Origin of the sequence: Brachybacterium sp. J144, from assembly GCF_036321705.1 — a bacterium.
In the GTDB taxonomy this organism is placed as follows: Bacteria; Actinomycetota; Actinomycetes; order Actinomycetales; family Dermabacteraceae; genus Brachybacterium.
The window spans coordinates 222981-248825 of sequence record NZ_JAZDCG010000001.1 but is presented as its reverse complement, the minus strand read 5'-3'; the positions used below and the strand labels follow the sequence as shown (position 1 = coordinate 248825).

The window sequence follows — 25845 nt, the reverse complement described above, 5'->3', positions numbered from 1 at the left end:
GGCTCTCGATCGCGTCCGGTCCGGGACGCGGGCGACGGGCACCATCCTAGACCAGGGCGGGCACCTCGTCCGACGCGGCGCGATGGCGGACCGCGGCGAGCAGGGTGCCGAACACGGCGAGGCCCTCGGCACCGTCGATCTCCGGATGCCACTGGACGCCCAGCACGCTCGAGCCGGACCCCGACTCGACGGCGAGCGGGAGACCGCTCTCGTGCCGCGCGACGATGCGCAGATCCCCCGCGACCTCGCGCACCCCCTGGTGGTGGAAGGCGGTGACCTCCGCGCTCGTTCCGAGGGCGAGCGCGAGATCGCTCGCGGCCTCGATGGCGGTGGTCACGGCCGTGGGCCGCTCCCCCGTCACGGGATGGGCCGGCAGGTCCGCGGGGAGGTGGCGGTGCAGCGAGCCGCCCTCGGCGACGACGATGATCTGCAGGCCGCGGCAGATGCCGAGAACCGGCACGCCCGCCGCACGGGCGGTGCGGTACAGGGCGGTCTCGAAGGCGTCCCGCGCGGGGTCCGGGGTCATGTCGGTCTCAAGAGCGTTCTCGCCCCAGACCGCGGGGTCCAGGTCGGTGCCGCCGGTGAGCACGAGGCCGTCGAGCTCGGCGATCTCCTCGGCGGTCCAGTCGTCCTGCGGCGCGATGATGACGGGGCGGGCCCCGGCCTCGCGCAGCGCGCGGACGTAATGCTCGGTGACCACCACGGCGTCATGGCCCGCCCAGGCGCCGGACATCATGGTGCGGGTCCCTGCGGTCACGCCGATGAGCGGGCGACGGGTGGTGGTGCGCTGCGCCATGAGTGGTCCTTTCCGCGGAGATCCCTGCCGCCCGGTGACGGCGACGGGACCCAGTCCACCCCGGCAGGGCCGATCCGGGCGAACTCTGTGGCGGAATGTGACGACGGGACGCAGTCAGTTCTGAGCGGTCCGCTCTGTGCAGTCAGCTCTGTGTGGTCAGCTCGGTGCGGCCGGCTCTGCGCGGTCGGATCTCTGCGGTCAGCTCGGTGCCGTCACGGCGGCGTGCTGCGCGATCGCCTGGCCGTAGTAGCCGCGCAGCTGCTCCGCGAGGACCGGCCAAGTGCGCTTGCGCACGGAGTCCAGTGCGGCCTCCCCGAAGGCACGGCGCTTGGCGTCGTCGAAGAGCAGGTCCCCGGCATGCTCGCGCATCTCGTCGAGCATGCCCGGGGTGTAGAGCCAGCCGGTGCGGCTGGGAGTGACCAGGTCGACGGGGCCGCCGCGGCGGGGGGCGATGACGGGCAGGCCCGAGGCCATGGCCTCCTGGATCGTCTGCCCGAAGGTCTCGAGCTCACCCGGATGGATGAACAGATCGGCGCTCGCGAGGTGGGTCGCGAGGTCGGTGCCGGAGCGGAACCCGGCGAAGCGGGCCCGGGGCATGGCCCGGCGCAGGGCATCCCTCTCCGGGCCCTCGCCGACGATCAGCAGCCGTACGCCGGGCATGTCGTGGACGACCCGGAGATCCTCGACCTGCTTCTCGGGCGCGAGCCGGCCGACGTACACGACGAGCTTCTCGTCCGGATCGGCGTACCGGGCCCGAAGCCTCTCGCTGCGGAGCGAGGACGAGAACAGGGAGGTGTCGACGCCGCGGCGCCACAGCGAGACCCGCTCGATGCCGTGCTCGACGAGCTGGTCCCGGGTCGCGGTGGACGGGGCGAGGTTCAGGGTCGCCCGGTTGTGGACATCCTTGAGCAGCTGCCAGGACGCGGCCTCCAGGAAGGGCATCCCGTAGCGGGCCGTGTAGCCGGGGATGTCGGTCTGGTAGACGGCGACCGTCGGCACCCCGAGCTTCTGCGCGGCGACCACGGCGCGCCCGCCGAGGATGGTCGGCGAGGCGAGGTGGACGACGTCCGGCTGGAAGTCCTCGATGCGGCGGCGCAGGGTGCCCGCGCGGGTGGTGGCGATGCGCACGTCGGCATAGCCCGGCAGGGGCGCGGAAGCGATGCGGCGCACCCGGATCTTGCGCCCGCAGGCCGTGCGCAGGAACTTGTCCGCGCGGGGCCACTGGGGGGCGATGATCGCCAGATCGTCGCCCGCGGCGGCGAAGTGGTCGACGACGCGGAGCACCGAGTTGGTGACTCCGTTCATGTGCGGCAGGAAGGACTCGGCGACGACAAGGATCCTCACGCCTCGATCATGCGCCGTCGGCCGCGCCCGCGGACCACGTCCCCGTGACGAGTCGACGACGGCCCGGTGAACTCTCGCCCACCGGGCCGTCGTGCCGCGCTCGGCGAGCCCTTCCGCGACGGGTTCTGGGACCGCTCAGAGGCGGGCCGAGGCGATCGCCGCTCCCTCGACGAGGGAGGCGAGCTTCGCCCAGGCGATCTGCGGGTGGATGCGCCCGCCGAGGCCGCAGTCGGTCGAGCCGATCACGCGCTCCGGGCCGACGATGCGGGCGAAGCGCTCGAGGCGCTGCGCGACCAGCTCGGGGTGCTCGACGACGTTGGTGGCGTGGGAGACGATGCCGGGCACGATCACCTTGTCGTCCGGCAGCTCGAGGTCCTGCCACACGGTCCATTCGTGCTCGTGGCGCACGTTCGCGGCCTCGAAGGAGTAGTACTTCGCGTCGATCTCGAGCAGCAACGGCGCGATGTGGCGGAACTCGATGTCGGTCGTGTGCGGGCCGTGCCAGGAGCCCCAGCACAGGTGGAAGCGGGTCTGCTCGGTCGGCACGTTCACGAGCGCGCGATTGACGGCGTCGACTCGCTTGCGGGTGAACTCGACGTAGTCCGCGATGGACGGCTCGGGGTTGATCTGGTCCCAGTTCTCGGCGATCGAGGGGTCGTCGATCTGGACGGTGAGGCCCGCGGCGGCGATCGCCTCGTACTCGGGGCGCATCACCTCGACCCAGGCGTCGAGGAAGGCGTCCTCGTCGCCGTAGTGGTCGTCGTTGATGCGGGAGCCGGAGCCCGGGGAGAGCGCGGCGAGATAACCGCCCGAGTATCCGGCGGACTCGAGGGCGGCGCGGAAGTTCGCCACGTCCTGGGCGACGAGCTCGCGGCCCGTCTCCGAGTAGGCGATCTGGGAGGTCGCGGCCGGGAAGGTCGGCTGGGAGCCGACGGTGATGCCGGAGGTCGGGTCCTGGTACGCGTCGGCGAAGATCGTCCAGTCGCGGCGGTCGGGGAAGGTGGTCAGGCGCACGTTCCCGGGGCTCGAGCGGACCGGCTCGGAGGAGAAGATGTCGCTGCCCGTGATCTCGAGGCCGCTGACGCGGTCGAAGATGTACGACCACCAGGAGCCGTAGTTCACGGCGGAGCCCATGAGGTGCCCGTACTCGCCGTCGTTGGGGATCGAGATGCCGATCTCGCGCTGCTTCGTGACGACGTCGACGACGGCCTGGCGCAGCACCTCGCGGAACTCGTCAGTGGGGGCGGGGGTCAGGCCGTCCTCGCCGACGGGGCGGGCGGCGTTCGCGGCGATCAGTTCCGGGCTGCGGGGCAGGGAGCCGGCGTGGGTGGTGAGGATGTCGGTCATGCCCCGAGAGTAGGAGCCCGGTCCTCGAGAGCGGGAATCGCGGCGCCACAGCCGTTCACACGGCGCCTCCCCGGGCCGAGGAGGCGCCGCGCGGGCTCAGTCCAGCGGCCAGGTGGGCACCAGGTTGCGATCGCCGTAGGCCTGGTCGATGCGGCGCACCGGCGGCCAGTACTTCGACTGGATCCTCATCTGCGCGCTGTCGTGCACCGACTCGTCCTCCGGCGCGGTCCAGGAGCCGGGATAGACGGCGATCTCGCGGGAGTAGGGGTGGGTCCACTCCCCCGTCGCGATCGACGCTGCCGTGTGCGGGGCGTTGACGAGCGGGTTGTCGTCGGCGGGCCAGGTGCCGGCGAGCACCTCGTCGGCCTCCTTGGCGATCATCAGCATCGCCTCGACGAAGCGGTCGATCTCCGCGAGGTCCTCGGACTCCGTCGGCTCGATCATGAGCGTCCCGGCGACCGGGAACGACATGGTCGGGGCGTGGAAGCCGTAGTCGATGAGCCGCTTGGCGACGTCGTCGACCGTGATCCCGGTGCGGGCGGTGAAGGGGCGGAGGTCCACGATGCACTCGTGGGCGACCAAGCCGTTCTCGCCGGTGTACAGGATCTCGTAGGCCTCGGAGAGGCGGCGGGCCATGTAGTTCGCGGCGAGGACCGCGGAGGCGGTCGCATGGCGCAGCCCATCGGGGCCCATCAGCCGGATGTAGGTCCAGGTGATCGGCAGAATCGACGGGGAGCCGTAGGGTGCCTGGGAGACGGGGGCGCCGCCGTGGACCATCGCGCCCTGCCCCACGACCTGGTGCTCCTCCTCCTGGATCGCCGGGTGGCCGGGCAGGAAAGGCGCGAGATGCGCCTTGGCCGCGACCGGTCCGACCCCGGGGCCGCCGCCGCCGTGGGGGATGCAGAAGGTCTTGTGCAGGTTCAGGTGGGAGACGTCGCCGCCGAACTCGCCGGGGCGCGCCACCTGCAGCAGGGCGTTGAGGTTCGCGCCGTCGACGTATACCTGGCCGCCCGCGTCGTGCACCAGCTGGCACACGGTGCGCACCTCCTCCTCGTACACGCCGTGCGTCGAGGGGTAGGTGATCATGATCGCCGCGAGCTCGTCGCCGTGATCCTTGATCTTCTGCTTCAGGTCGTCGAGGTCGATGTTGCCGCGGTCGTCGGAGTCGACGACCACGACGCGCAGACCCGCGTTGACGGCGCTCGCGGCGTTGGTGCCGTGCGCCGAGGAGGGCACGAGGCACACCTCGCGGGCGGACTCGCCGCGGGAGGCGTGATAGGCGCGGATCGCGAGCAGGCCGGCGTACTCGCCCTGCGAGCCGGCGTTGGGCTGGAGGGAGACGGTGTCGTAGCCGGTGAGCGAGGTCAGCCAGGTCTCGAGCTGACCGATCAGCTCGAGATAGCCCTCGACGTCCTCGCGCGGGGCGAAGGGATGGACGCCGTTGAACGCCTCCCAGGTGATGCCCGCCATCTCCGTCGCGGCGTTGAGCTTCATCGTGCAGGAGCCCAGCGGGATCATGCCGCGGTCGAGCGCGAAGTCGCGGTCCGAGAGGCGGCGCAGGTAGCGCATCATCGCGGTCTCCGAGCGGAAGGAGGAGAACACCGGGTGGCGGAGGATCGCGTCCTGGCGCACCAGGCGCTCCCAGCCCGCACCCGAGGTGACGCCGGCGTCCCCGTCGGCCCCTTCCGCGGGCTCGGCGGCGAGCTCGGCCCCGGGCTGCGGGGCGTAGGGCGCGAAGGCGGCGGCGATGTCCTCGAGATCGGAACGGGTGATCGTCTCGTCCAGGGCGAGATGGACCAGGTCGTCGTCGACGGCGTGCACGAGATAGCCGGCCTCCGCGACACCGGCGGCGATCTCCCGGGCGCGCCCGGTCACGCGCAGCTCGAGGGCGTCGAAGAAGGAGTCCGAGACCAGCTCGTACCCGCTGCGGCGCAGCACGTCGGCGAGGGCGGTGGTGCGATCCGCGACCCGTCGGCCGATCCGGGTGAGGCCCTCGGGACCGTGGTAGACGGCGTACATCGCGGCCATCACGGCGAGTAGCACCTGCGCGGTGGTGATCGAGCTGGTGGCCTTCTCGCGGCGGATGTGCTGCTCGCGGGTCTGCAGCGAGAGGCGGAAGGCGGGGTTGCCGTCGGCGTCCAGGGAGACGCCGACGAGACGGCCCGGCAGCTGCCGTTCGAGGCCCTTGCGGACGGCGACGAAGCCGGCGTGGGGGCCGCCGAAGCCGAGCGGCACGCCGAAGCGCTGGGAGGTCCCGACCGTGACGTCGGCGCCGAGGGAGCCCGGGGAGGCGAGCAGGGTCAGGGCGAGCAGGTCCGCGGCGACGATCGCGACGGCCCGGGTGGACTTCACCGCAGCGATGACCTCGCGCGGGTCCCACACGCGGCCCGAGGCGCCGGGGTACTGGATCAGGGCCCCGAAGTACTCGCCCTCGGGGGCGCCGTCGCGGGCGAAGTCGACCTCGCGCAGCGTGATGCCGAGCCCGTCGGCCCGGCCCTGGAGCACCGCCTTGGTGGCGGGCAGGGCGTCGGTGTCGACGAGGAAGACGTCGCCGTTGCGCTTCGCGGTGCGGCGGGCGAGCATCAGCGCCTCGGCGGCGGAGGTCGCCTCGTCGAGGGTGGACGCATTGGAGACGTCCATGCCGGTGAGATCGCAGATCATCGTCTGGAAGGTCAGGAGCGCCTCGAGGCGGCCCTGCGAGATCTCCGGCTGGTACGGGGTGTAGGCCGTATACCAGGCGGGGTTCTCGAGCACGTTGCGCTGGATCACCGCCGGCGTGTGGGTGCCGTGGTAGCCGAGCCCGATGAGCGAGCGGCGCACCGTGTTGCGATCGGCGAGGGCGCGCAGCTCGGCGAGCGCGGCAGGCTCGGTCACGGCCGCGGGGACGTCGGTGTCGACGTCCTCCTCGAGCAGGATCGTGGAGGGCACGGCGGACCGCAGCATCTCGTCGAGGCTCTCGTAGCCGAGCACCTCGAGCATGCGCCGCTGCGCCTCGGGATCGGTGCCGACGTGGCGGGAGACGAAGGAGTCGTGGGCGAACACGGACGAGGAGGTCATGGACGGGCTTCCCTGGGTGGTGCGAGAGCGGATGGGTGGCGACGGGGCCGACGGGCGCCGCGGCGGCGCGGGCGAGCGCGCTCGGCGGCGGCCGCACGGGGCGGCCGCCGCCGGCCGGCTCAGGAGGCGGTGAAGGCCTGGTAGTCCACGGCGGACAGCAGATCCTCGGGCAGCTCCGCGAAGCTCACGCGGATCAGCCAGCCGTCCTCGAAGGGCGAGGAGTTCACCAGCTCGGGGGTGTCCACCACGGCCTGGTTCACCTCGGTGACCGAGCCGGTGAGCGGGGAGAAGAGGTCCGAGACCGACTTGGTCGACTCGATCTCGCCCATCTCGGTGCCGGCGGTGACCTCGGCGCCCTCCTCGGGCAGGTCGACGTAGACGACGTCGCCGAGCTGCTCGGCGGCGTAGTCGGTCACGCCGACAAGGGCGACGCCCTCGGACTCGACGCGGACCCACTCGTGGTCCTTGCTGTACAGGAGCTCTGCGGTCATGGGGTGTCCTTCCGTCAGGGGATCGGGATTCGGGGAGGGGTGCGTCCGGCGCGGAGCGTCAGGCGCGGGAGTAGAAGGGCAGGGAGACGACGCGGACCGGCAGGTCCTTGCCCCGCACGTCGGCGATCAGCTCGGTGCCGATCTCCGTCAGGTCGGGGCGGACGAGGGCCATCGCGATCGGGTGCCCGAGGGTCGGCGAGAGCGCCCCCGAGGTGATCACCCCGACCTCGGCGCCGTCGGCGTCGCGGACCACCGCGTCGGCGCGAGCGGCGCGCCGGCCCTCGGCGGAGAGGCCGACGAGCACGGGCAGGTCCCCGTGGTCCGCACCCTCGAGGGCGGCACGACCCACGAAGTCGCCCTTCGACGCGAGGGCGACGACCTTGCCGAGACCGGCCTGGACCGGCTTCAGCGCGCGGCCCAGCTCATGCCCGTACAGCGGCATGCCGGCCTCGAGGCGGAGGGTATCGCGGCAGGCGAGGCCGCAGGGGGTCAGCCGCTCGCCGCCGACGGCGACGAGGCGCTCCCAGAGCGGGACGGCGAGCTCGGCGGGCACGTACAGCTCGAAGCCGTCCTCCCCGGTGTAGCCGGTGCGGGCGACGAGCAGCTGCTCGTTCCGGTAAGTGCCCTCGAGGACGCGGTAGTAGCGCAGCGCGGTGAGGTCCTCGACGGTCAGCCCCGCGACGTCCTCGTCACCGAGGAGCGCCTCGAGCAGGATGTCCTCGCTGAGCGGCCCCTGCACGGCGATCAGCGCGGTCGCTGCGGAGGCGTCGTCGACCTCGACGTCGAAGCCGTGGGCGCGGGCGATGAGCTCGCCGGCGTCGACCTCGGCGTTGGAGGCGTTGGCGACCACCAGGAAGTGGTCCTCCGCGAGGCGGTAGGCGATGACGTCGTCGATCACGCCGCCGTCCTCCGCGAGGATCAACGAGTACTTCGCCCGGCCGACGGCCATAGCGGACATCTTCCCGGCGAGCGCGTGGTCGAGCGCCTCCCCGGCCTGCGGACCGCGCAGGTGGATCTCGCCCATGTGGCTGAGGTCGAAGATCCCGGCCCGCTCGCGGACCGCGGCGTGCTCGCGCAGATCCGAGTCGTAGCGGACGGGCATCCGCCATCCCGCGAAGTCCGTGAAGGTCGCCCCCGACGCCTCGTGGACCGACTCCAATGCCGTGCTGCGCAGCGACTCCTCGACCATGGTGCTCCTTCATCCTCACCGGGACGGACTCCCGCCCCGCACCGTGCGCCTCCCGAGTCTTCGGGCGCCGCAGCACGCCCTCGTGCCGCAGGGTCACCCTACCGCCCGTCGCGAGGTCGGGCGGCACTCTCGCCGGTTCCCCGCGGAACACCCGGCAACCGACCCGAACGGCCCGGGCCGAGCGCCGCGGGACGGGTACGGTGGTCCCCGTGACACGTGAAGGAACCCCCGACTGGCCGGTCGAGATCCGCAGCGAGAGGCTGGCGATCCGAGCGCCGGGCGAGGCGGACCGCGCGGCCATGATCCGGTTGATGACCGACCCCGTCACGCGGGAGTACCTGGGCGGCACCGTCGACTACGCGTCCCGCCAGGCGCTCGAGCTCTCGCCCCTGGGACTGACCTGGGGCCGCTGGGTGCTCGCGACCCTCGACGACGACCGGATGATCGGATCCATCACCCTGGACTACGACCGCGGCGAGCTCGAGCTCTCCTATGCGCTGCTGCCGGAGTGGACGGGCCGCGGCTATGCCGCGGAGGCCTGCGCCGCGCTGCTCGCCTGGGCGCGGGAGGCGCTCGAGGACGACCACGTCATCGCCGTCAGCCAGACCCGCAACAAGCGCAGCGTCGCCCTGCTGCGCAAGCTCGGCTTCACCGTCCGCAAGGGCCTCGAGGAGTTCGGCACGCAGCAGCTGCTGCTCGAGCGGAGCCTCGCGGAGCCGCTCCCCGAGCGCGTCGACTCCCTGCAGACCGAGCAGGACCCGCCGCCGCCCGCGCGCGCCCACTAGGTAGGCTGGCCGGGTCCGCTCACCCCCGTCGACGGAGGACCCCATGACCGCGCTGACCATCCCCACCACCACGCTCGCCGACGGCAGCGCGTTCCCGCTGATCGGCTTCGGCACGGGAGGGCTCAAGGGCCCCGACGGCGCGCAGCGGATCGCGACCGCCCTCGGCGCCGGCTACCGGCTCCTGGACACCGCGGCGCAGTACGGCAACGAGGCGGCGGTCGGCGAGGCGATCCGGCTCTCCGGGCTGGACGTCGACGAGGTGCTCGTGACGACGAAGATCGCCGGTGGCGACCAGGGTCGCGAGGCCGCACGCACGGGGTATCTCGAGTCGCTGCGCCGCCTCGGCCTCGACCGCGCCGCCCTCGTCCTGATCCACTGGCCGAACCCGTCGCGCGGCCTCGCGCTCGACACGTGGCGCACGCTGGTCGACCTCAAGGAGGAGGGGCGGGCGCTGCACATCGGCGTCTCCAACTTCCGCCCAGAGCAGATCCAGGAGCTGGTCGACGCGACCGGCGTGTGGCCCGAGGTCAACCAGATCCAGCTCTCCCCCGCCCTCGCGCGCCACGACACCGTCGCCTTCCACCAGGAGCACGGCATCGTCACCGAGGCCTGGGGCCCGCTCGGCGGCCGCGACGGCCTCGGCACCCAGTACGCCCTGCGCAAGGTCGCCCAGAAGCATGATGCGACCCTCACCCAGGTCACGCTGCGCTGGACCATCGACCGCGGCATCGTCGTGATCCCCAAGTCGGGCGATGCCCAGCGCCAGCTCGAGAACGCGTCGCTGGATCACGTGCGCCTGGACGACGAGGACCGCGCGCTGCTGGCGAGCCTGGACCTCGGGGAGGACGCCGCCTGGGATTCCCGGGAGCACGAGGAGTGGTGACCGGACCGGGAGGTCGCTTCTCCCCCGGTCCGGAGCACCGCGAGATCGTCTTCCTCACCGGCTCGGGGCTCAGCGCACGCACGGGCCTGGGGACCTTCCGCGGCCCGCAGGGTCTGTGGGCCCTCGAGCCCGAGACCGAGCGGGCGATGCATGCCGAGCACCTGCCGGACTCGTTGCCGCAGCTGTGGAGCGTCTGGGGCCGGATGGCCCGGATCGCCACCGATCACGGGCCGACGCCCGGCCATCGGGCGATCGCCCGGATGGGCGCGCCCGTGATCACGCAGAACATCGACGGCCTGCATCAGGCGGCGGGCAGCGAGATCGTCGCCGAGCTGCACGGTAGCGCCCTGCACGCGGTGTGCCTCGGCGCGGAGTGCACGTGGCGGGCGCCGCTCACCCCCGGGGACGGCCCGCGCGCCGAGGACCACGGGGTGCCCGGGAGCTGCCCGCGCTGCGGGGAGCGGACCCGGCCCGACGTCGTGCTCTTCGACGAAATGCTGCCCGCGACCGACCTCGAGCTGGGGATGCGGCTGGCCGAGCGGGCGGACCTGCTGGTCGCCGTCGGCACGAGCGGGGTCGTCTTCCCCGCGGCGCAGCTCGCCCCGCTCGCCCGGACGCACGGGGCGACCACGGTGCTGATCGACATCGACCCGCCCGCGGGCGGCGGCCTCCGCGCGGCCTTCGACCACGTCCTCGCGGAGGACGCCCACGAGGTGCTGCCGGCCTGGGAGCGCGCGATGAACGGGCGCTCGACCGCCTCGTTCCTCGATCCCTTCTGACCGGTCCCGCGGCCCGACCGCTCCCGCGGAGCCGTCCCGCCGGATCCGGGACCTCCCGTCAGATCCAGATCGCCGGGTCGACGTTGTCCTCGGGATGCGCAGCGCCGCTGCGCACCGTCGCGGGGATGCCGACGGCGGTCGCGCCGGCGGGCACGTCCTTGACGACCACGGCGTTCGCGCCGATCTGGGCGCCGCTGCCGATGAGGATCGGGCCGAGCACGCGGGCACCCGCCCCGATGGTCACGCCGTCGCCGACGGTGGGGTGGCGCTTGACCCGCTCCATCGACCGGCCGCCGAGGGTCACCCCGTGGTAGAGCATGACGTCGTCCCCGACCTCGGCGGTCTCCCCCACGACCACGCCCATGCCGTGGTCGATGAAGAAGCGACGGCCGATGCTCGCGCCGGGATGGATCTCCACACCGGTGACCGAGCGGGCGCCCTGGGCGATCACGAGCGCCGTGCGCCTCGCCCCCCGCGCCCACAGCCGATGGGCGAGGCGATGGGTCCAGATCGCGTGCAGCCCGGGTGAGGTCAGCAGGATCGACAGGTCGTCGGTCGCCGCCGGGTCCCGGCGGTGCGCCGCCGCGAGGTCCTCCCGGACCGTCGCGACGACGCCCATCACCCGGTCCGTCAGCCGGCCCGGCAACGTGCTCGCCTCGCGCGTGCGGGCCATGGCGTCCCCGGCTCAGTCCGCGTACTGCGCGTACAGCGGGGTGGAGAGGTAGCGCTCGCCGAAGGACGGGACGATCACGACGATGGTCTTCCCGGCGAACTCCTCGCGGGAGCCGATGCGGGCGGCGGCCTCAATCGCGGCGCCGGAGGAGATGCCGACGAGCAGGCCCTCGGTGCGCGCGACGGAGCGCGCGCGCTCCATCGCGGTCTCGGCGTCGATGTCGAGCACCTCGTCGTAGACCTCGCGGTCCAGGATCGAGGGCACGAAGTTCGCACCGATGCCCTGGATCTTGTGGGGCCCGGGGGCGCCGCCGTTGAGGATCGCGGACTCCTCGGGCTCGACCGCGAAGACCTTCACCTCGCCCTTGCGCTCCTTGAGCACCTGGCCGACGCCGGAGATGGTGCCGCCGGTGCCGATGCCCGCGACGAGCGCATCGACTGCACCCTCGGTGTCGGCCCAGATCTCCTCGGCGGTGGTGGTGCGGTGGATCTCGAGGTTGGCGGGGTTGTCGAACTGGCGCACCTGGACGGCGCCGCGCTCGGCGGCGATCTCCTGGGCCTTCTCGACCGCGCCCTTCATGCCCTTGGCGGCCTCGGTGAGCACGAGCTCGGCGCCGTAGGCGCGCAGCAGCATGCGCCGCTCCTTGGACATCGACTCGGGCATGGTCAGCACCACCGTGTACCCGCGGGAGCTGCCGATCATGGCGAGCGCGATACCGGTGTTGCCCGAGGTGGCCTCGACGATGGTGCCGCCGGGCTGCAGCTCGCCGGACTTCTCCGCGGCGTCGATCATGGCCACCCCGATGCGGTCCTTGACGGAGTTGGCGGGGTTGTAGAACTCGAGCTTGGCGAGCACGGTCGCCTTCACGTCGTCGCCGAGCCTGTTGAGCTTGACCAGCGGGGTGCGGCCGACGAGCTCGGAGACGTTCTCGTACACGGGCATGGGTTCCTCCTCGATTCCGGGCAGGACCGTGGGCACACGGCCCCTGCAAAGCATTGCTTGGCGCGATCATAACCCGTCCCCTGGGGTCTGCCCGGGGACCGTCCACCGCCATCCTCCCCCGTGCCCGATCGACAGGTCCGGGATCGACGGAGGTCGGGGGCGCACCTCCGCCCAGCGCCCTACGCTCCATGGCATGTCTCCCCACCTGGACGCCGCTCCCGTCGCCCCGCCGCTCGAGGCTCCTGCCGCCGTGGTCGCGCCGCCGCGGCCCGCTCCGGCCGACACGCGCGGGCTCCTCCTGCTGGCGGTGCTCCTGGCCGTCCTGCTCGGCGCGCTCCTGGCCCCGCTCTCCGCCGCCCGCGCCGAGGGACCGCGCGAGGTGCTCGTCCACGACACCGTCGGCGTGCTCGACGAGGAGCGGATCACCGAGTCCCTCGCGAGCACCGACTTCCGCACCGAGGTGCGGCTCGTGGTGCTCGTCCTCGACGTGAGCGACGCCGGCTTCGACCCGGCGGACGACCTGGCCCTGAACGACGCGGTGCTGGACTTCGCGCGACAGCAGGACCTGTCCCTGATCGCCGCGGGCGGTGACGTCTGGGCCGAGGGCACGGTCATCCTCGCCCTCGATCCCCGCAACCGCTTCCTGGGCACCTACGCCGGGGAGGACGTGAAGCTCACCGACTCCGAGTTCGAGGCCGTGCAGGACGCCATGCGGGAACCGGCCCGCGCCAGCTCGTGGGACGGCGCCCTCGAGGCGGGCGCCGAGAGGTACGCCCAGCTCCTGCTGCGCCCCTGGTGGCAGAGCCCGGCGGGCGTCGGCGTCCTCGTGGTCTCCGGCCTCTCGGCCCTCGGCGGCGGCCTCGGCCTGCTGGGAGCGCGCGGCGGGGCACGGCGACGGGCCGACGAGTCCCTCGCCCGTCTCGCCGGGATCGAGGGGGCGCGACTGCGCACCGAGGAGGCCGCGCGCACGCTGCCGACCGCGTCGGACTACGCGCGCGCCGCACGCGCCGACCACGAGACCTTCGTGGACAGCGTCGAGCGCGCCCTCACCCTGCGCGGGCAGCTCCCGACCTCCACCACCCGGCACTGGTCCTGGGGGCTGCGCGGCGCCGACCGTCGGCTCGCCCGTGAGCTGGAGGCCGCCGTGGACGAGGCGGACCTCGTGGACGACCTGGTGGTCGAGGCGCGGGACCTGCTCACCCGCACCGAGGGGTGGAAGACCGTCTGGGCGCGGGAGATCGCCCCGCTGCGCGACGCCATCGCCTCCCTGGAGGAGGCACCGCTCGCGGACGGGGACGCCTCGACGGAGGAGCAGGCGGCCGCGGACTCGCTCCACGCGCTCGGCGTGCAGGCGGGCACCGAGATCGACGAGCTGACCGAGGCCCTCGAGCAGCGGCGCACCACGCCCGACGAGGCGCTCGAGCGCCTCGACACCCTCACGAGGGAGCTGTCCGCCGCGACGGTGATGCTCCAGAGCAGCCGCATCTCCCGTCTCGCGCAGGACGACACCGAGGAGGACCTGCTCCGACGCGCCGAGGAGTCGCCGCACGAGCTCCGCCGCTACCGCTCGCTGCGGGCGAGGCGGCATGCGCTCGAGGGCTCGTCCTCCCCGGATGCGGGACAGCCCTGGCACCTCAATCCCGTTCTCTGGTACACCAGCTGGCAGCACACGGCCGACACGAGCCTCGACCAGCACCGCAACCCACCGGCGAGCTCGAGCGGGAGCAGCGTCTCGGGCTTCTCCTCCGGGTCCTCCGGCGGCTTCTCCGGGGCGGGCAGCTCGAGCCGCTTCTGAACGGGCAGCCTCAGGGGGCGGTGGCTCGGGCGGCGGTCAGTAGACCATCCCCATGGTCTCGCGGACCCGCGCGAGGGTCGCCTCGGCGGCCTCGTTCGCCCGCTCGTTGCCGGCGCGCAGGACCGCGAACAGGTGATCGGGGTTCTGCTCGATCTCCGCACGACGGGCCCGCAACGGGGCGAGGTGCTCGTTGAGCGCCTCTGCGGTGAGCATCTTCAGGGTGCCGGAGCCGGCGTCGCCGATCTCCTCGGCGATCTGCGCGGGGTCGCGGTCGGTGCACAGCCCGGCGATGGTCAGCAGGTTCGCGACCTCGGGACGGCCCTCGGGGTCGAAGGTGATCCGCCGCTCGGAGTCCGTCTTGGCCTTCTTGATCTTCGCGAGGGTCTCGTCGGGGGTCATCCGCAGCATGACGGTGTTGCCGAGGGACTTGCTCATCTTCGCCGCACCGTCGAGGCCGAGGATCGTCGGCGCCTCGGAGAGCAGGGCGTCGGGCAGGGGGAAGAACTCCTCCCCGCCGGCGTAGCGCTCGTTGAAGCGTCGCGCGATGACGCGGGTCTGCTCGATGTGGGGCAGCTGGTCCTTGCCGACCGGGACGAGGTTCCCGTGGCAGAAGAGGATGTCCGCGGCCTGGTGCACGGGATAGGTGAGCATCAGCCCGCCCATCGCGGTCTTGCCCGCGGCCTGCAGCTCGGCCTTCACGGTGGGGTTCCGCTCGAGCTCGGGCTGGGTGACGAGCGAGAGGAAGGGCAGCATCAGCTGGTTGAGGGCCGGGACCGCGGAATGGGTGAAGATCGTGGCCCGCTCGGGGTCGATGCCCGCGGCGAGGTAGTCGGTGAGCAGCTCGCGCACCGAGCCGCGGATGTCGCCGAGCACCTCGCGGTCGGTGATCACCTGGTAGTCGGCGACGATCAGCCACGTCTCGACCCCGGCCTCCTGCAGGCGGACGCGATTGCGCAGCGAGCCGAAGTAGTGCCCGATGTGCAGGGCGCCGGTGGGGCGGTCTCCGGTGAGCATGCGCAGACCCGAGGGGTCGGTGCGAATCTGCTCCCAGATCGCGTCGCTGCGCTCCTGGGCGGTGTCGTAGCTGGTGCGGGGGGTGTTCGAAGCGGTCACCGGTCCATGCTAGCGGCCGCACCGGGGGCGGCCGCGGTCGAGCCGCGCACGACCAGCTGCGGGCGCACGACCACCTCGGTGCGCGCGGGCCGACGGCTCTCCTCCCCGCCTCCCAGCGCCGTGCGCACGGCGGCCCGGGCGATCGACCCGACCGCCTGGCGCACCGTGGTCAGCGGCGGGTTGGTCAGCGAGGCCCAGAAGACGTCGTCGTAGCCGACCACGGAGACGTCGCCGGGGACCTCGCGCCCGAGGGAGCGGATGCCCTCGAGGGCGCCCGCGGCCATCACGTCGGAGCCGCAGACGATCGCGGTGACGCCGCGCTCGACGAGGTCGCGGGCCGCCTCGTAGCCGCCCGCATAGGAGAAGTCGGTGAAGGCCACGGGCTGCGGCTCCTCGTCCCAGGAGGCCGTGACGTCCTCGAAGACGCGGAGCTTCTCGCGCACGGGCCAGGTGTGCTCGTCGCCCACGGCGAGGCCGACCCGGCGGTGGCCGAGGTCCTGGAGGTGCACCAGGACGGCGCGCACGGCGTGCTCGTCGTCGGTGGAGAGGAAGGCGGCGTCGAGATCCTCGCGGACGCCGTTGACGAGCACGAGCGGCACCCCGGCGGCGGTCACCTCGCGGTAGTGGTCCACGGGCCCCTGCTGCTGGGCGTGGTGGCCGGAGATGACGATGATCGCCTCCGCCCCGATCTGCAAGAACCTCTGCAAGATCTCTCGCTCGCGCTCCGCGGTCCGGGCCCGGAGGGCGACGAGGGCGGAGGCCCCGCGCTCGAAGAGCTCGGCCTCGATGCGCTCGGCCCAGGCGGTGAAGACCTGGTTGTCGAGGTCGGGGACGAGCACGCCGACGAGGGGCTCGGCCGAGCGGTCCCCGGGGAGCGCCCCGCGCCCCAGCCGTCGGGCGACGTCCAGCACGTTCTGCCGCGTCGCCTCGTGGACCCCGGCCCGGCCGTTGAGCACGCGCGAGACGGTCGCCTCGCTCACCCCGGCCTGCTGGGCGATGTCGATGAGTCGCGCCATCACACCTCATCCCTCTCCCGGTCGGCGTCGTCGCCGTGACCGGATCGTCATTCGCAAGAACTTGCACATTCTTGCACGCGCCTGCCGTCCCGGTCTACAGTGACCGCATCGGGCAGCCGTCCACCGACGGCCGGCTGCGACACGATTCGAAGGAGAAGACGTGCAGATTCGTCGCAAGAACTTCCTCGCCCTCAGCGGCGCCGTCACCGCCACCGCCCTGCTCGCCGCCTGCGGCGGCGGGGACGAGAACAGCTCCGGCACCGGGTCCTCCGATGCCGGCGGCGCCTCGGACGCCGGCGGCGCCCCCGCCGCCCCGGCCGATGCCGATCTGGTGATCTGGGCCGACGAGGAGAAGGCCCCCGCCCTCGAGCCCTCCGCCCTCGCCTGGGGCGAGCAGAACGGCCTCAAGGTCTCCGTGCAGGTCGTCCCCGGCGACGAGCTGCAGGCCAGCTTCATCACCGCCAACCAGGCGGGCAACGGCCCGGACATCACCATGGGCGCCCACGACTGGATCGGGAACCTGGTGCAGAACAGCGCCATCTCCCCGGTGCAGCTGCCCGCGGACGTCTCCGACACCATCGCGGCGGTCGGCCTCGAGGCGGTCACCTACGACGGCCAGACCTACGGCGTCCCCTACGCCGTGGAGACCCTCGCGCTGTACGCCAACAACGCGCTGACCGACGCCCCCACCCCCGGCACCTTCGAGGAGCTCATCACCGCCGCCGAGGCGGGCGGCGCCGAGAACATCCTGTCCCTCCCCGTGGGCGAGTCCGGCGACCCGTACCACATGCAGCCGATCTACACCTCCGCGGGCGGCTACCTGTTCGGCAAGGACGCCGAGGGCAACCTCGACCCCTCCGACCTGGGCGTCGGCAAAGAGGGCTCCCTCGCGGCGGCGGACAAGATCGCCGAGCTCGGCCAGCAGGGCGTGCTGAAGAACTCGATCACCGGCGACAACTCGATCACCCTCTTCGCGGAGGGCAAGTCCGCGTACCTGATCTCGGGCCCGTGGGCGCTCGCGACCGTCCGCGACTCCGGCGTGGAGTTCACCGTCTCCCCGATCCCCGGCTTCGAGGGCGGCCAGCCGGCCGCTCCCTTCGCCGGCGTGAACTCCTTCTACGTCGCCTCGCAGGCCAAGAACGCCGGCTTCGCCCAGCAGTTCATGACCGACGTGGCGAGCAGCCCCGACGTCGCCAAGGCGATGTACGAGGCGAACCCGCTGCCCCCGGTGAACCTCGAGCTGCGCGAGGAGATCGCCGCGAGCGACGAGTACGTGATGATCTTCGCCGAGGCGGCCGAGGCCGCCGACCCGATGCCCGCCATCCCCGCGATGGCCGCCATCTGGGGCCCGCTCGGCATCGCCCAGGCCAACATCGTCGGCGGCGCGGACCCGCACCCGACCATGGAGGCCGCGGGCGAGGAGATCGCCACCGCGATCGGCTGATCCCCCGTCGGTGGGACCACCCCCCGTCCTTCCGCCGTACAGGGGGAGGGCGACACACGCCGCCCGGCGCTCCGCGCGCCCGGCGGCGGGCCACCGCACCTCCCGGCCCGCTCCACCCGGCCCGCTCCCCCGGCCCGCTCGACCCGGCGCGCCGTGCAGCGCCGCACGTCCTGCCTCCCCTTCCTGATCCGAAAGGCACAGTCGCCTCATGACCTCGACGCACGCCCCCGCGCACCGCCCGCGGTCCACGTCGGTCCCGGCCGTGATCGCCCGCATCCTGGTCCTCGGCGTGACCCTCGCGGTGACGGTCTTCATCACCCCGGTCCTGATCGCCCAGCAATCCTGGATGTGGCTCGCCGTGCTGCTGCTCGCCGCGGCCGCGATCTTCGTCCTCTACTCGACGAAGCGCTACATCCCCGGCAAGTACCTCTTCCCGGGCACCTTCTTCCTCGCCGTCTTCCTGATCATCCCGATCGCGCTGACGGTCGGGTACTCCTTCACCAACTACGGGGACGGCACTCGCGGCTCCAAGGAGCAGGCGATCGCCTCGATCGTCGCGAACTCGGTGCAGCAGTCGCCCGACGCCCCGCGCTACGCGATGACGGTCGCGACGGCCGGCTCCCCCACCGAGGGGCCCTTCGTCCTCTACCTGGTCGATCCGACCGACGGCGCCGTGCTGAGCGGCGACGCCGAGACGCCCCTCGCGGAGGTCCCCGCCGGGGACGTAACCGTCGTCGACGGCCGCGTCACCGAGGTCGCCGGCCTGACCGTGCTCGACGCGAACCAGGTCAATGCCGTCTACAACGAGCTGATGGAGCTTGCGGTCCCGGTGGACGAGTCCAGCGCCGTGCAGCCGCTCGGCGTCAACCAGGCCTTCGTGGGCACCACGGTGCTGCAGTACGACGAGGCGAGCGACACCATCACCGACACCGCGACCGGCGAGGTCTACACCGTCGGCACCGTCGGCACCGAGCAGGCCTTCGTCGACGCCGACGGGAAGCAGGCCTTCTCACAGGGCTGGCTCCAGGGCGTGGGCATGTCGAACTACGAGCGCCTCTTCTCCAACGGGAAGATCGCCGGACAGTTCGGCGCCGCCTTCGTGTGGACCCTCGTCTTCGCGGCGGGCTCGGTCGCGCTGACCTTCGTGGTCGGCTTCGCCCTCGCGCTCGTGCTCAACGACGAGCGGCTGAAGGGTCGGCGGATCTACCGGTCGGTCCTGATCATGCCGTACGCGATCCCCGGCTTCATCTCCCTGCTGGTGTGGTCGAACTTCTACAACCGCGACTTCGGCCTGATCAACGAGATGCTGGGACTGGACCTGAACTGGTTCGGAGATCCGAGCCTCGCCAAGGTCGCGGTGCTGCTGACCAACCTGTGGATGGGCTTCCCCTACATGTTCATCGTCTCCACCGGGGCGCTCCAGGCGATCCCGAACGAGCTCATGGAGGCCTCCCGCATGGACGGCGCGAGCCGCTTCCAGACCACCTCGAAAATCGTGCTGCCGCTGCTGCTGGTGGCCGTCGCCCCGCTGCTGGTCTCGTCCTTCGCCTTCAACTTCAACAACTTCAACGCCATCCAGCTGCTCACCGAGGGCGGGCCGTTCCCCGACGGCTCCACCCGCGGCGCGACCGACATCCTCATCTCGATGATCTACCGCATCGCCTTCGGCGGCTCGGGGGCGGACTTCGGCTTCGCCTCCGCGGTGTCCGTGTGCCTGTTCATCCTGACCGGCGTGCTGGCCACCATCCAGTTCCGATTCACGAACGTCCTCGAGGACGTCAACTGAGCCCGCGGAAGGACCCACCCATGAGCACCACCACCGCTCCCCACGTCACCGCGCAGCGCCCCATGCCCCCGCGGCGCTGGCTCGCCGAGATCGGCTGGCGTCACCTCATCGGCCTGCTCGCGATCGTTTTCGCGGTCTTCCCGATCCTGTTCGTGCTGTCGGCGTCGGTGAACCCCAGCGGCTCGCTGTCCTCGACCTCGCTGCTGCCCACCCAGGGCGTGACCCTCGAGCACTACTGGGTCATGATCAGCGGCGAGCGCGCCAACTTCCTGCGCTGGTACCTGAACACGATCATCGTCTGCGGCGTCGTCGCCGTCGTGCAGGTCTTCCTCTCCCTGCTCGCCGCCTACGCCTTCAGCCGGTTCCGCTTCCGCGGCCGCCGCGGCGGGATGCTCGCCGTGCTGCTGATCATGATGTTCCCGTCGATCCTGTCGATGATCGCGATCTACACGATGATCGCGCAGCTCGGCGAGGCGGTGCCGATGCTGGGCCTGAACACCCTCGCGGGCTACATCGCGGTGCTGCTCGGCGGCTCCCTCGGCCAGGTCTGGCTGATCAAGGGGTTCTTCGACACCATCCCCAAGGAGCTCGACGAGGCGGCCATCATCGACGGCGCCACGCACTGGCAGACCTTCTCCCGGATCCTCGTGCCCTCGATGACCCCGATCCTCGCCACCACCCTGCTGCTGGCCCTGGTCGGCTCCATGAGCGAGTTCCTCATCGGCTCGATCTTCCTCACGGACGACTCGAAGAAGACCCTCGCGGTCGGCATGTACGGCATGTTCGCCTCGGACCGCTCGGCGAACCTCGGCGTCTTCGCCGCCGGCTCGGTGATGGTCATGCTGCCCGTGATCATCCTCTACCAGTTCCTGCAGCGGTACATCGTCGGCGGGTCGACCGCCGGCGCCGTCAAGGGCTGAGCCCGCCTCCTCGTGGACGGGCGGCCGGCCCCGCCGCCGACCGTCCGTCCTCCCCCTGTCCCACCCTCCGGAAGGATCCCGACCCAGCATGACCACGCAGAGCACGACCACCCCGACCGAGCACGACCAGTGGTGGCGCGATGCCGTGGTCTACCAGGTCTACCCCCGCTCCTTCGCCGACTCGGACGGCGACGGCATGGGCGACCTTCCCGGGGTCACGGCGCGCCTGCCGTACCTGCGCGATCTCGGGGTGGACGCGATCTGGCTCTCGCCCTTCTACACCTCCCCGCAGCACGACGGCGGCTACGACGTCGCCGACTACACCGACGTCGACCCCCGCTTCGGCAGCCTCGCCGACGCCGACACCCTGATAGCCCGCGCCCACGAGCTCGGCCTGCGCGTGGTCGTCGACCTGGTCCCGAACCACTCCTCGAGCGAGCACGTGCTCTTCCAGCAGGCGCTCGCGGCGGCCCCCGGCTCCCCCGAGCGGGACCTGTATGTCTTCCGCGAGGGACGCGGCGAGCACGGCGAGCTGCCGCCGAACAACTGGACCTCGATCTTCCACGGTCCGGCCTGGACCCGCGTGACCGAGGCGGACGGCACCCCCGGCCAGTGGTACCTGCACATCTTCGACACCTCCCAGCCGGACTGGAACTGGGACAATCCCGCCGTGCACGAGATGTTCCGCGGCGTGCTGCGCTTCTGGCTCGACCGCGGGGCCGACGGCTTCCGGGTCGACGTGGCCCACGGCATGGTCAAGCCCGAGGGGCTGCCGGATGCGACCGTGAACGCCGAGGGGCTCATCGACATCCCCGAGGGCGAGGTGCCGGTCTACTTCGACAACGACGGGGTGCTGGACATCTACCGCGAGTGGCGGCCGATCGTCGACTCCTACGCGGGCGATCGGATGATGGTGCTCGAGGCATGGATCCCCGAGCACCGCCTCCCGCTGTACATCGGCCCGGAGGAGGCGCACCAGTCCTTCAACTTCGGCTTCCTGCAGGCCCGATGGGGCGTTCCGACGATGCGGGCCGCGATCGAGAAGCCGCTGGCGCTCGCCGACGCCGTCGGCGCCCCCACCACCTGGGTGCTCTCCAACCACGACGTGATCCGCCACGCGACCCGCTACGGCTTCCCGCCGGAGCACCGCTTCGGCGAGGGCCTCTCCCGCGAGGAGGTCCCCGACACGGAGCTCGGCCGGCGGCGCGCCCGCGCGGCGACCCTGCTGATGCTCGCCCTGCCCGGCTCCGCCTACCTGTACCAGGGCGAGGAGTTGGGTCTGCCCGAGGTCGCCGACATCCCCGACGAGCTGCGCGAGGACCCCTCGCACCACCGGGCCGGGGTCCCGGGCCGCGACGGGTGCCGCGTGCCGCTGCCCTGGGAGAAGGACGCCCCGGCATACGGCTTCTCCCCCACCGGCGCCTCCTGGCTGCCCCAGCCGGCGGTCTTCGCCGAGCTCGCGGCGGACGTGCAGGCCGGCGATCCCAACTCCACGCTGGAGATGTACCGGCTCGCGCTGCGCCTACGCGGGGAGCTGGGCCTGGGGCGCCATGTCGAGGGCGTCGAGTTCCCGGACGGCCTCCCGGAGGGCGTCCTCGCGGTGCGCCGCGGGAGCGTGTGGGTGCTGGTGAACACCGGCGACGCGGCGGTCGAGCTGCCCGCTCCCCTCGCCGCGGCGACCCTGCTGGTCGCCTCGGGTCCCGGGGTCGCCCGGGGTGTGCTGCCGGCGGACACCGCCGTCTGGCTCCGCACCGCCTGAGGGGTGGAGCGGACGGGCCTCTCCCTCACGGGAGGAAGCTCGGGCGAGTCCGCGCGTGGCGGGCGGGCGCATCACGTCGCGGCTGGTAGCGTGAGCGCGCTGCGGTGAGGCCCCGCCCGCGCCCGCTCGGGCCCGTTCGCCCCGCGCCGTCGCCCTCGGCCCGCCTCCCGCTCCAGCGCCCGTCCCGCGAAGGAGACCCTGCATGTCCGGCACGTCCGCACCCGCGCCCGCCCGCGCCGCCTCCGATCCCGGCTTCGACGTCGTCGCGATCGGCGCCGGGCTCGGCATCTACGCCCTCACCCGGGCGTACCACGAGGCGTACGGCACGGTCGCCACGGTGCTCGCGGCGAACGCGCCCGAGCCGCTGCGGCGCTCGGTGACCTCGCGCGTGGTGGACCTCCCCGCGGGGGCCGACGATGCCGCGCGCGTCGCCCGCCTCGTGGAGCTCGCGCAGGCGCGCCCGGCCGGCCGGCCCGCCGTGCTGCTGTGCAACAGCGACGGGAACGTCGAGTTCGTGGCCCGCAACGCCGAGGTGCTCTCGCAGCACTACGCGCTGCGCTACCCCTCCCTCGAAGTGGTCGAGCGCCTCGCGGACAAGGCCTCCTTCGCCGAGGTGTGCACCGAGCTGGGCATCGACATCCCCGCGACCGAGGTGATCGACTTCCGCGATGGCACCCTCCCCGAGCTGCCCGCGCTGCCGTTCGACTACCCGGTGGTGGCCAAGCCCGCCCAGGCCGAGCCCCACGTGCACGTGAGGATGCCGGGCAAGAAGAAGATCTATCCGCTGCACAGCCCTGAGGAGCTGCGCGACCTGATCTCCCGTCTGCACGCCGCGGGCTTCCGCAACCGTTTCGTGGTGCAGGAGATGATCCCGGGCGACGACACCTCTATGCTGTCGCTGACCGCCTACCGCTCCGCCTCCGGCACGATCACCCTGATGGGCGGCGCCCGCGTGCTGCTCGAGGAGCACACGCCGGAGGCGCTCGGCCGTCCCGCGGCGATGATCACGCAGGACCTCCCGGAGCAGTTCGCGCAGATGCGGCGGATCCTCGACGAGGTCGGCTACGTCGGCTTCGCCAATGCGGACATCAAGGTCGACCCGCGCGACGGGGTCGCCCGCTTCCTCGAGATCAATCCGCGGATCGGCCGCAACAGCTACTACGTCACCGGCGGCGGTGCGAACGTCGCCGAGGTGATGGTGGCCGATGCGATCGAGGGTCGCGACCCCGAACCGCGCGTGGGCCTGGACGAGGTGCTGTACTCGATCGTGCCCTTCCGCCTGCTGCTGCGCTACATCACCGATCCGCAGCTCGCCGCCCAGGTCAAGCGCATCGCCCGCGCCCGCACCGTGAACCCGTGGCGGTACCGGGCGGAGGGGCTGTGGCTGCGCGGCTACTCGTACGCGGTGCCGCTGAACCACATCCGGAAGTTCCGCCGCCACTACCCGGAGCCCTCGGCCGACGGGTTCTGAGCCGCGTTCAGCGGAAGTCGGCGGCGACCTGCTTGCCGGCGGCGCGGATGGTGGCCGTCGCGAGCTCGGTGAGGGAGTCGACGACGGCGAGGCCCTCGACCTCGACCGGGTCCGCCCGGAAGCGATCGTGGATCACGGACAGCTCGGTGCATCCGAGCACGGCCGCCCCTGCCCCGAGCTGCGCGACCCGCGCCAGGCACGAGGCGTACAGAGCCCGGTCCACGGGGCGGTTGGCCTTGACCTGCTCGTAGATGAGGGTGTTGAGGTCCGCCTGCAGCGCGGGCCCAGGGATCAGGGCCTCGAGTCCGGCCCGCTCGAGCGCGTCCTGGTAGACCCGCGCGTGGACGGTCCCGGCGGTGGCGAGGACGGCCACCGGCCGGGAGCGGTCCGCGAGGCTCGCGCTGACCGTCGCCACGGTGCGCTCGACGATGTTCACGAAGGTGATGCCGGTCCGTGCCGCGGCCTGCTCGACCTCGTGCACGAAGTGGTGGGCCGTGTTGCACGGCAGCACCAGGATCTCCACCCCGGTGCGCGCGAGCATCGCCGCATCGCGGGCGAGCACCGGTCCGGGGTCCGGGGCGGCGGGGTCGAGGATCGAGGCGGTGCGATCCGGGGTCGAGGAATGCTGCGAGACCAGCAGGTCCAGGTGGTCCTGATCGGTGTCCGCGGCGGTCGCCCGCACGAGCACGTCGAGGAAGACCGCGGTCGCAGCGGGCCCCAGCCCGCCGAGCACGCCGACGGTCGGCCCGCCCCAGGAGGCGGGATCCAGTCGGCCGCCGAGCCGCTCCGACATCGGACTCTCCGCGGGTTCGGGGACCGCCGCGGTCACGAGACCCGCTCCGGCCGGTAGTACCGCCGGAACTTGCGCACGTAGTTGAGCAGCGCCGCGGCCGTGTACGCGAGACGCTTCGGGTGCCTCTCGACCGCGGGGTAGATCAGCGGGTTGCGGGCGCCGCCCGCGCGCAGGGCACGGCGCAGCTGTTCCTTCGCGTCCGGCTGGGTGGTGTACTTCTTCACCAGGGCGACGGGCACGACGGTGTAGAGCGCCTCCTGCTGCTGCTGCAGGATGCCGTCCTCCCCCACGCCGGAGCCTGGGCCCTCGGAGGGCAGCGAGTGCTCGAGCAGGTCACGGACGTACCACTCGACAGGGTTGTTGCCGCCCGCGGTGACGTAGTAGTTGGAACGGCCCAGCCGCGGGTTGAGCTCGAAGAACTTGGTCGCGCCGTCCCGGCGGTCGTGCTTGAGGTCGAAGTTCGCATAGCCGGTCCACCCCAGGGCGGTGATCAGACGCTGCGCCTGCTCGACGGCGCGCGGGTCGTGGTCGGTGAGGATCGCGGCAGGGTTCCCGATCGCACCGGGCGTGTGCTCCTCGAGCAGGGTGCGGCCGAAGGACGCGAAGCGCACCACCGAGTTCTCGTCGCAGTAGCAGGTCAGGATGCGCATCTCCTGGTCATCGCCCGGGATGCGGTCCTGGACGATGATGCTCGAGCGGTACCCCGCCGCGCGGATCCGCTGCAGCAGGGCGACGAGCTCCTGCGGGCTCTCGACCGTGTGCACCTTCTGCTTGCCGGGGAAGTCGACATCCTTCCACTCGGAGACCTCCGCCGGCTTGGCGATCACCGGATAAGTGAAGGGCACCTCGAGGGCGGGATCGACCTCCTCGGCGAGGTCGACGACCCGGGTCAGGGGGTGGTCGACGCCGAGCTCCTCGCAGAGGGCGCTGAAGTTCTGCTTCTCCGTGCCGGCCCGGAAGGTGTCCATGTCCACGTAGGGAGCGATCCAGCGGTCCCCGAGGGCGGCGAGCTCGTCCCGCACACGGATGATGGCCTTGACGGTCGCATCGGCCGAGCCGAGCAGGAGCAGCGCTCCCCCCGGGTGCGAACTCGCGACCTCGGCGAGCACGGGCGCCAGCGCCGCGGGGTCGAAGGGGTCCGCACAGGGGACGTTGGTGATGAACGCCGAGTCCGCGACGTGCCAGCCGGCCGCGCGGGAGATGACGACGCTGCGCCGGCCGTAGGCCTCGTGGAAGGCGCGGGCGAGGGAGTACGCGCCGATGTCGCCCCCCACGATCACCGGGGTGAACGGCCGGGCGGCGGACGCCTCGCGGCGCGGGCTGGGGCTCTGGTCAGGCATGGCGGCAGTGTATCGACGGCGCCCGGGGGCACCGGGGAGGCCGGGCGAGGACGGGCCGGAGTGTGCTCCGTCGAACGCTCCGACGAGCGCTCCGGCACGTGCTCCGATGGATGCCCCGGCGA

At 72.3% G+C, this 25845-nt stretch carries 21 protein-coding genes; 9 read left to right on the top strand and 12 right to left on the bottom strand.

Going from position 1 to position 25845, the window contains the following annotated elements; translation table 11 throughout:
- Window positions 1-46: 46 nt before the first annotated feature.
- From V1260_RS01090 to gcvT, 6 genes are all read right to left on the bottom strand, one after another.
- The gene (locus V1260_RS01090) at window positions 47-796 is read right to left on the bottom strand and encodes a gamma-glutamyl-gamma-aminobutyrate hydrolase family protein (protein WP_329744946.1); all 750 of its coding nucleotides are present in this window, start codon (window positions 794-796) and stop codon (window positions 47-49) included.
- Window positions 797-994: 198 nt separating this feature from the next.
- The gene (locus tag V1260_RS01085) at window positions 995-2140 is read right to left on the bottom strand and encodes a glycosyltransferase family 4 protein (protein ID WP_329744945.1); all 1146 of its coding nucleotides are present in this window, start codon (window positions 2138-2140) and stop codon (window positions 995-997) included.
- A gap of 135 nt (window positions 2141-2275) precedes the next feature.
- Window positions 2276-3487 (bottom strand): cobalamin-independent methionine synthase II family protein, encoded by a 1212-nt coding sequence (locus tag V1260_RS01080; RefSeq protein WP_329744944.1) that lies wholly within the window; start codon window positions 3485-3487, stop codon window positions 2276-2278.
- A 96-nt stretch (window positions 3488-3583) separates the two neighbouring features.
- Entirely contained in the window at window positions 3584-6544 is a 2961-nt protein-coding gene (gene gcvP, locus V1260_RS01075; protein WP_329744943.1) for an aminomethyl-transferring glycine dehydrogenase, read from the bottom strand.
- Window positions 6545-6663: 119 nt separating this feature from the next.
- Window positions 6664-7035, bottom strand: coding sequence for a glycine cleavage system protein GcvH (gene gcvH, locus V1260_RS01070; protein ID WP_329744942.1), 372 nt, complete (start codon window positions 7033-7035; stop codon window positions 6664-6666).
- Between the two features lie 58 nt (window positions 7036-7093).
- Window positions 7094-8224 carry a glycine cleavage system aminomethyltransferase GcvT gene (gcvT, locus tag V1260_RS01065; protein WP_329744941.1) on the bottom strand — a complete coding sequence of 377 codons (1131 nt, stop codon included), beginning with the start codon at window positions 8222-8224 and terminating at the stop codon, window positions 7094-7096.
- A gap of 209 nt (window positions 8225-8433) precedes the next feature.
- On the opposite strand from gcvT, the gene V1260_RS01060 reads away from it, so the two are divergent.
- Genes V1260_RS01060 through V1260_RS01050 form a run of 3 tightly spaced genes read left to right on the top strand, consistent with a single transcriptional unit; the run spans window position 8434 to window position 10671 of the window.
- Window positions 8434-9009 carry a GNAT family N-acetyltransferase gene (locus tag V1260_RS01060; protein WP_329744940.1) on the top strand — a complete coding sequence of 192 codons (576 nt, stop codon included), beginning with the start codon at window positions 8434-8436 and terminating at the stop codon, window positions 9007-9009.
- A gap of 43 nt (window positions 9010-9052) precedes the next feature.
- Entirely contained in the window at window positions 9053-9892 is an 840-nt protein-coding gene (locus V1260_RS01055) for an aldo/keto reductase (RefSeq protein ID WP_329744939.1), read from the top strand.
- Window positions 9889-10671, top strand: coding sequence for an SIR2 family NAD-dependent protein deacylase (locus V1260_RS01050; RefSeq protein ID WP_329744938.1), 783 nt, complete (start codon window positions 9889-9891; stop codon window positions 10669-10671). The genes V1260_RS01055 and V1260_RS01050 overlap by 4 nt, the downstream gene beginning before the upstream one ends.
- Window positions 10672-10729: 58 nt before the next feature.
- Here V1260_RS01050 and cysE read toward each other — a convergent pair whose 3' ends face one another.
- Together cysE and cysK are read right to left on the bottom strand one after the other, a co-directional pair.
- Window positions 10730-11290 (bottom strand): serine O-acetyltransferase, encoded by a 561-nt coding sequence (gene cysE, locus V1260_RS01045; protein WP_329745084.1) that lies wholly within the window; start codon window positions 11288-11290, stop codon window positions 10730-10732.
- Between the two features lie 66 nt (window positions 11291-11356).
- A complete protein-coding gene (cysK, locus tag V1260_RS01040; RefSeq protein ID WP_329744937.1) occupies window positions 11357-12286 on the bottom strand; it encodes a cysteine synthase A in 930 nt (309 codons plus the stop codon).
- 193 nt (window positions 12287-12479) lie between these two features.
- Here cysK and V1260_RS01035 point away from each other — a divergent pair, with 193 nt between their 5' ends.
- Window positions 12480-14081 (top strand): DUF5129 domain-containing protein, encoded by a 1602-nt coding sequence (locus V1260_RS01035; RefSeq protein WP_329744936.1) that lies wholly within the window; start codon window positions 12480-12482, stop codon window positions 14079-14081.
- Window positions 14082-14117: 36 nt separating this feature from the next.
- On the opposite strand, the gene trpS is transcribed toward V1260_RS01035, so the two are convergent.
- Together trpS and V1260_RS01025 are read right to left on the bottom strand one after the other, a co-directional pair.
- A complete protein-coding gene (trpS, locus tag V1260_RS01030; RefSeq protein WP_329744935.1) occupies window positions 14118-15194 on the bottom strand; it encodes a tryptophan--tRNA ligase in 1077 nt (358 codons plus the stop codon).
- Window positions 15191-16210 carry a LacI family DNA-binding transcriptional regulator gene (locus V1260_RS01025; protein ID WP_329744934.1) on the bottom strand — a complete coding sequence of 340 codons (1020 nt, stop codon included), beginning with the start codon at window positions 16208-16210 and terminating at the stop codon, window positions 15191-15193. Before V1260_RS01025 ends, trpS begins: the two co-directional genes overlap by 4 nt.
- Before the next feature lie 160 nt (window positions 16211-16370).
- On the opposite strand from V1260_RS01025, the gene V1260_RS01020 reads away from it, so the two are divergent.
- The 5 genes from V1260_RS01020 to V1260_RS01000 all read left to right on the top strand — a co-directional run bounded on the left by V1260_RS01020 (window position 16371) and on the right by V1260_RS01000 (window position 23590).
- A complete protein-coding gene (locus tag V1260_RS01020) occupies window positions 16371-17654 on the top strand; it encodes a sugar ABC transporter substrate-binding protein (RefSeq protein ID WP_329744933.1) in 1284 nt (427 codons plus the stop codon).
- 208 nt (window positions 17655-17862) lie between these two features.
- Entirely contained in the window at window positions 17863-19440 is a 1578-nt protein-coding gene (locus tag V1260_RS01015) for an ABC transporter permease subunit (RefSeq protein ID WP_329744932.1), read from the top strand.
- A 20-nt stretch (window positions 19441-19460) separates the two neighbouring features.
- Window positions 19461-20360, top strand: coding sequence for a sugar ABC transporter permease (locus V1260_RS01010; RefSeq protein WP_329744931.1), 900 nt, complete (start codon window positions 19461-19463; stop codon window positions 20358-20360).
- Window positions 20361-20448: 88 nt separating this feature from the next.
- Window positions 20449-22119, top strand: coding sequence for a glycoside hydrolase family 13 protein (locus V1260_RS01005; RefSeq protein ID WP_329744930.1), 1671 nt, complete (start codon window positions 20449-20451; stop codon window positions 22117-22119).
- Window positions 22120-22321: 202 nt separating this feature from the next.
- Window positions 22322-23590, top strand: coding sequence for a carboxylate--amine ligase (locus V1260_RS01000; RefSeq protein WP_329744929.1), 1269 nt, complete (start codon window positions 22322-22324; stop codon window positions 23588-23590).
- A gap of 7 nt (window positions 23591-23597) precedes the next feature.
- On the opposite strand, the gene V1260_RS00995 is transcribed toward V1260_RS01000, so the two are convergent.
- Both V1260_RS00995 and V1260_RS00990 read right to left on the bottom strand, forming a co-directional pair.
- Window positions 23598-24383 carry an aspartate/glutamate racemase family protein gene (locus tag V1260_RS00995; RefSeq protein ID WP_329744928.1) on the bottom strand — a complete coding sequence of 262 codons (786 nt, stop codon included), beginning with the start codon at window positions 24381-24383 and terminating at the stop codon, window positions 23598-23600.
- A gap of 32 nt (window positions 24384-24415) precedes the next feature.
- Entirely contained in the window at window positions 24416-25723 is a 1308-nt protein-coding gene (locus tag V1260_RS00990) for a carboxylate--amine ligase (RefSeq protein ID WP_329744927.1), read from the bottom strand.
- Window positions 25724-25845: the final 122 nt, after the last annotated feature.

Bases quoted from the DNA above. Each gene is read 5' to 3' on its own strand.
- V1260_RS01090 (WP_329744946.1), bottom strand. From the start codon at position 796: ATGGCGCAGCGCACCACCACCCGTCGCCCGCTCATCGGCGTGACCGCA.
- V1260_RS01025 (WP_329744934.1), bottom strand. From the start codon at position 16,210: ATGGCGCGACTCATCGACATCGCCCAGCAGGCCGGGGTGAGCGAGGCG.
- V1260_RS01005 (WP_329744930.1), top strand. From the start codon at position 20,449: ATGACCACGCAGAGCACGACCACCCCGACCGAGCACGACCAGTGGTGG.
- gcvT (WP_329744941.1), bottom strand. From the start codon at position 8,224: ATGGTCGAGGAGTCGCTGCGCAGCACGGCATTGGAGTCGGTCCACGAG.
- V1260_RS00995 (WP_329744928.1), bottom strand. From the start codon at position 24,383: ATGTCGGAGCGGCTCGGCGGCCGACTGGATCCCGCCTCCTGGGGCGGG.
- V1260_RS01080 (WP_329744944.1), bottom strand. From the start codon at position 3,487: ATGACCGACATCCTCACCACCCACGCCGGCTCCCTGCCCCGCAGCCCG.
- gcvP (WP_329744943.1), bottom strand. From the start codon at position 6,544: ATGACCTCCTCGTCCGTGTTCGCCCACGACTCCTTCGTCTCCCGCCAC.
- V1260_RS01000 (WP_329744929.1), top strand. From the start codon at position 22,322: ATGTCCGGCACGTCCGCACCCGCGCCCGCCCGCGCCGCCTCCGATCCC.
- V1260_RS01015 (WP_329744932.1), top strand. From the start codon at position 17,863: ATGACCTCGACGCACGCCCCCGCGCACCGCCCGCGGTCCACGTCGGTC.
- V1260_RS00990 (WP_329744927.1), bottom strand. From the start codon at position 25,723: ATGCCTGACCAGAGCCCCAGCCCGCGCCGCGAGGCGTCCGCCGCCCGG.
- cysK (WP_329744937.1), bottom strand. From the start codon at position 12,286: ATGCCCGTGTACGAGAACGTCTCCGAGCTCGTCGGCCGCACCCCGCTG.
- gcvH (WP_329744942.1), bottom strand. From the start codon at position 7,035: ATGACCGCAGAGCTCCTGTACAGCAAGGACCACGAGTGGGTCCGCGTC.
- V1260_RS01035 (WP_329744936.1), top strand. From the start codon at position 12,480: ATGTCTCCCCACCTGGACGCCGCTCCCGTCGCCCCGCCGCTCGAGGCT.
- V1260_RS01055 (WP_329744939.1), top strand. From the start codon at position 9,053: ATGACCGCGCTGACCATCCCCACCACCACGCTCGCCGACGGCAGCGCG.
- V1260_RS01010 (WP_329744931.1), top strand. From the start codon at position 19,461: ATGAGCACCACCACCGCTCCCCACGTCACCGCGCAGCGCCCCATGCCC.
- cysE (WP_329745084.1), bottom strand. From the start codon at position 11,290: ATGGGCGTCGTCGCGACGGTCCGGGAGGACCTCGCGGCGGCGCACCGC.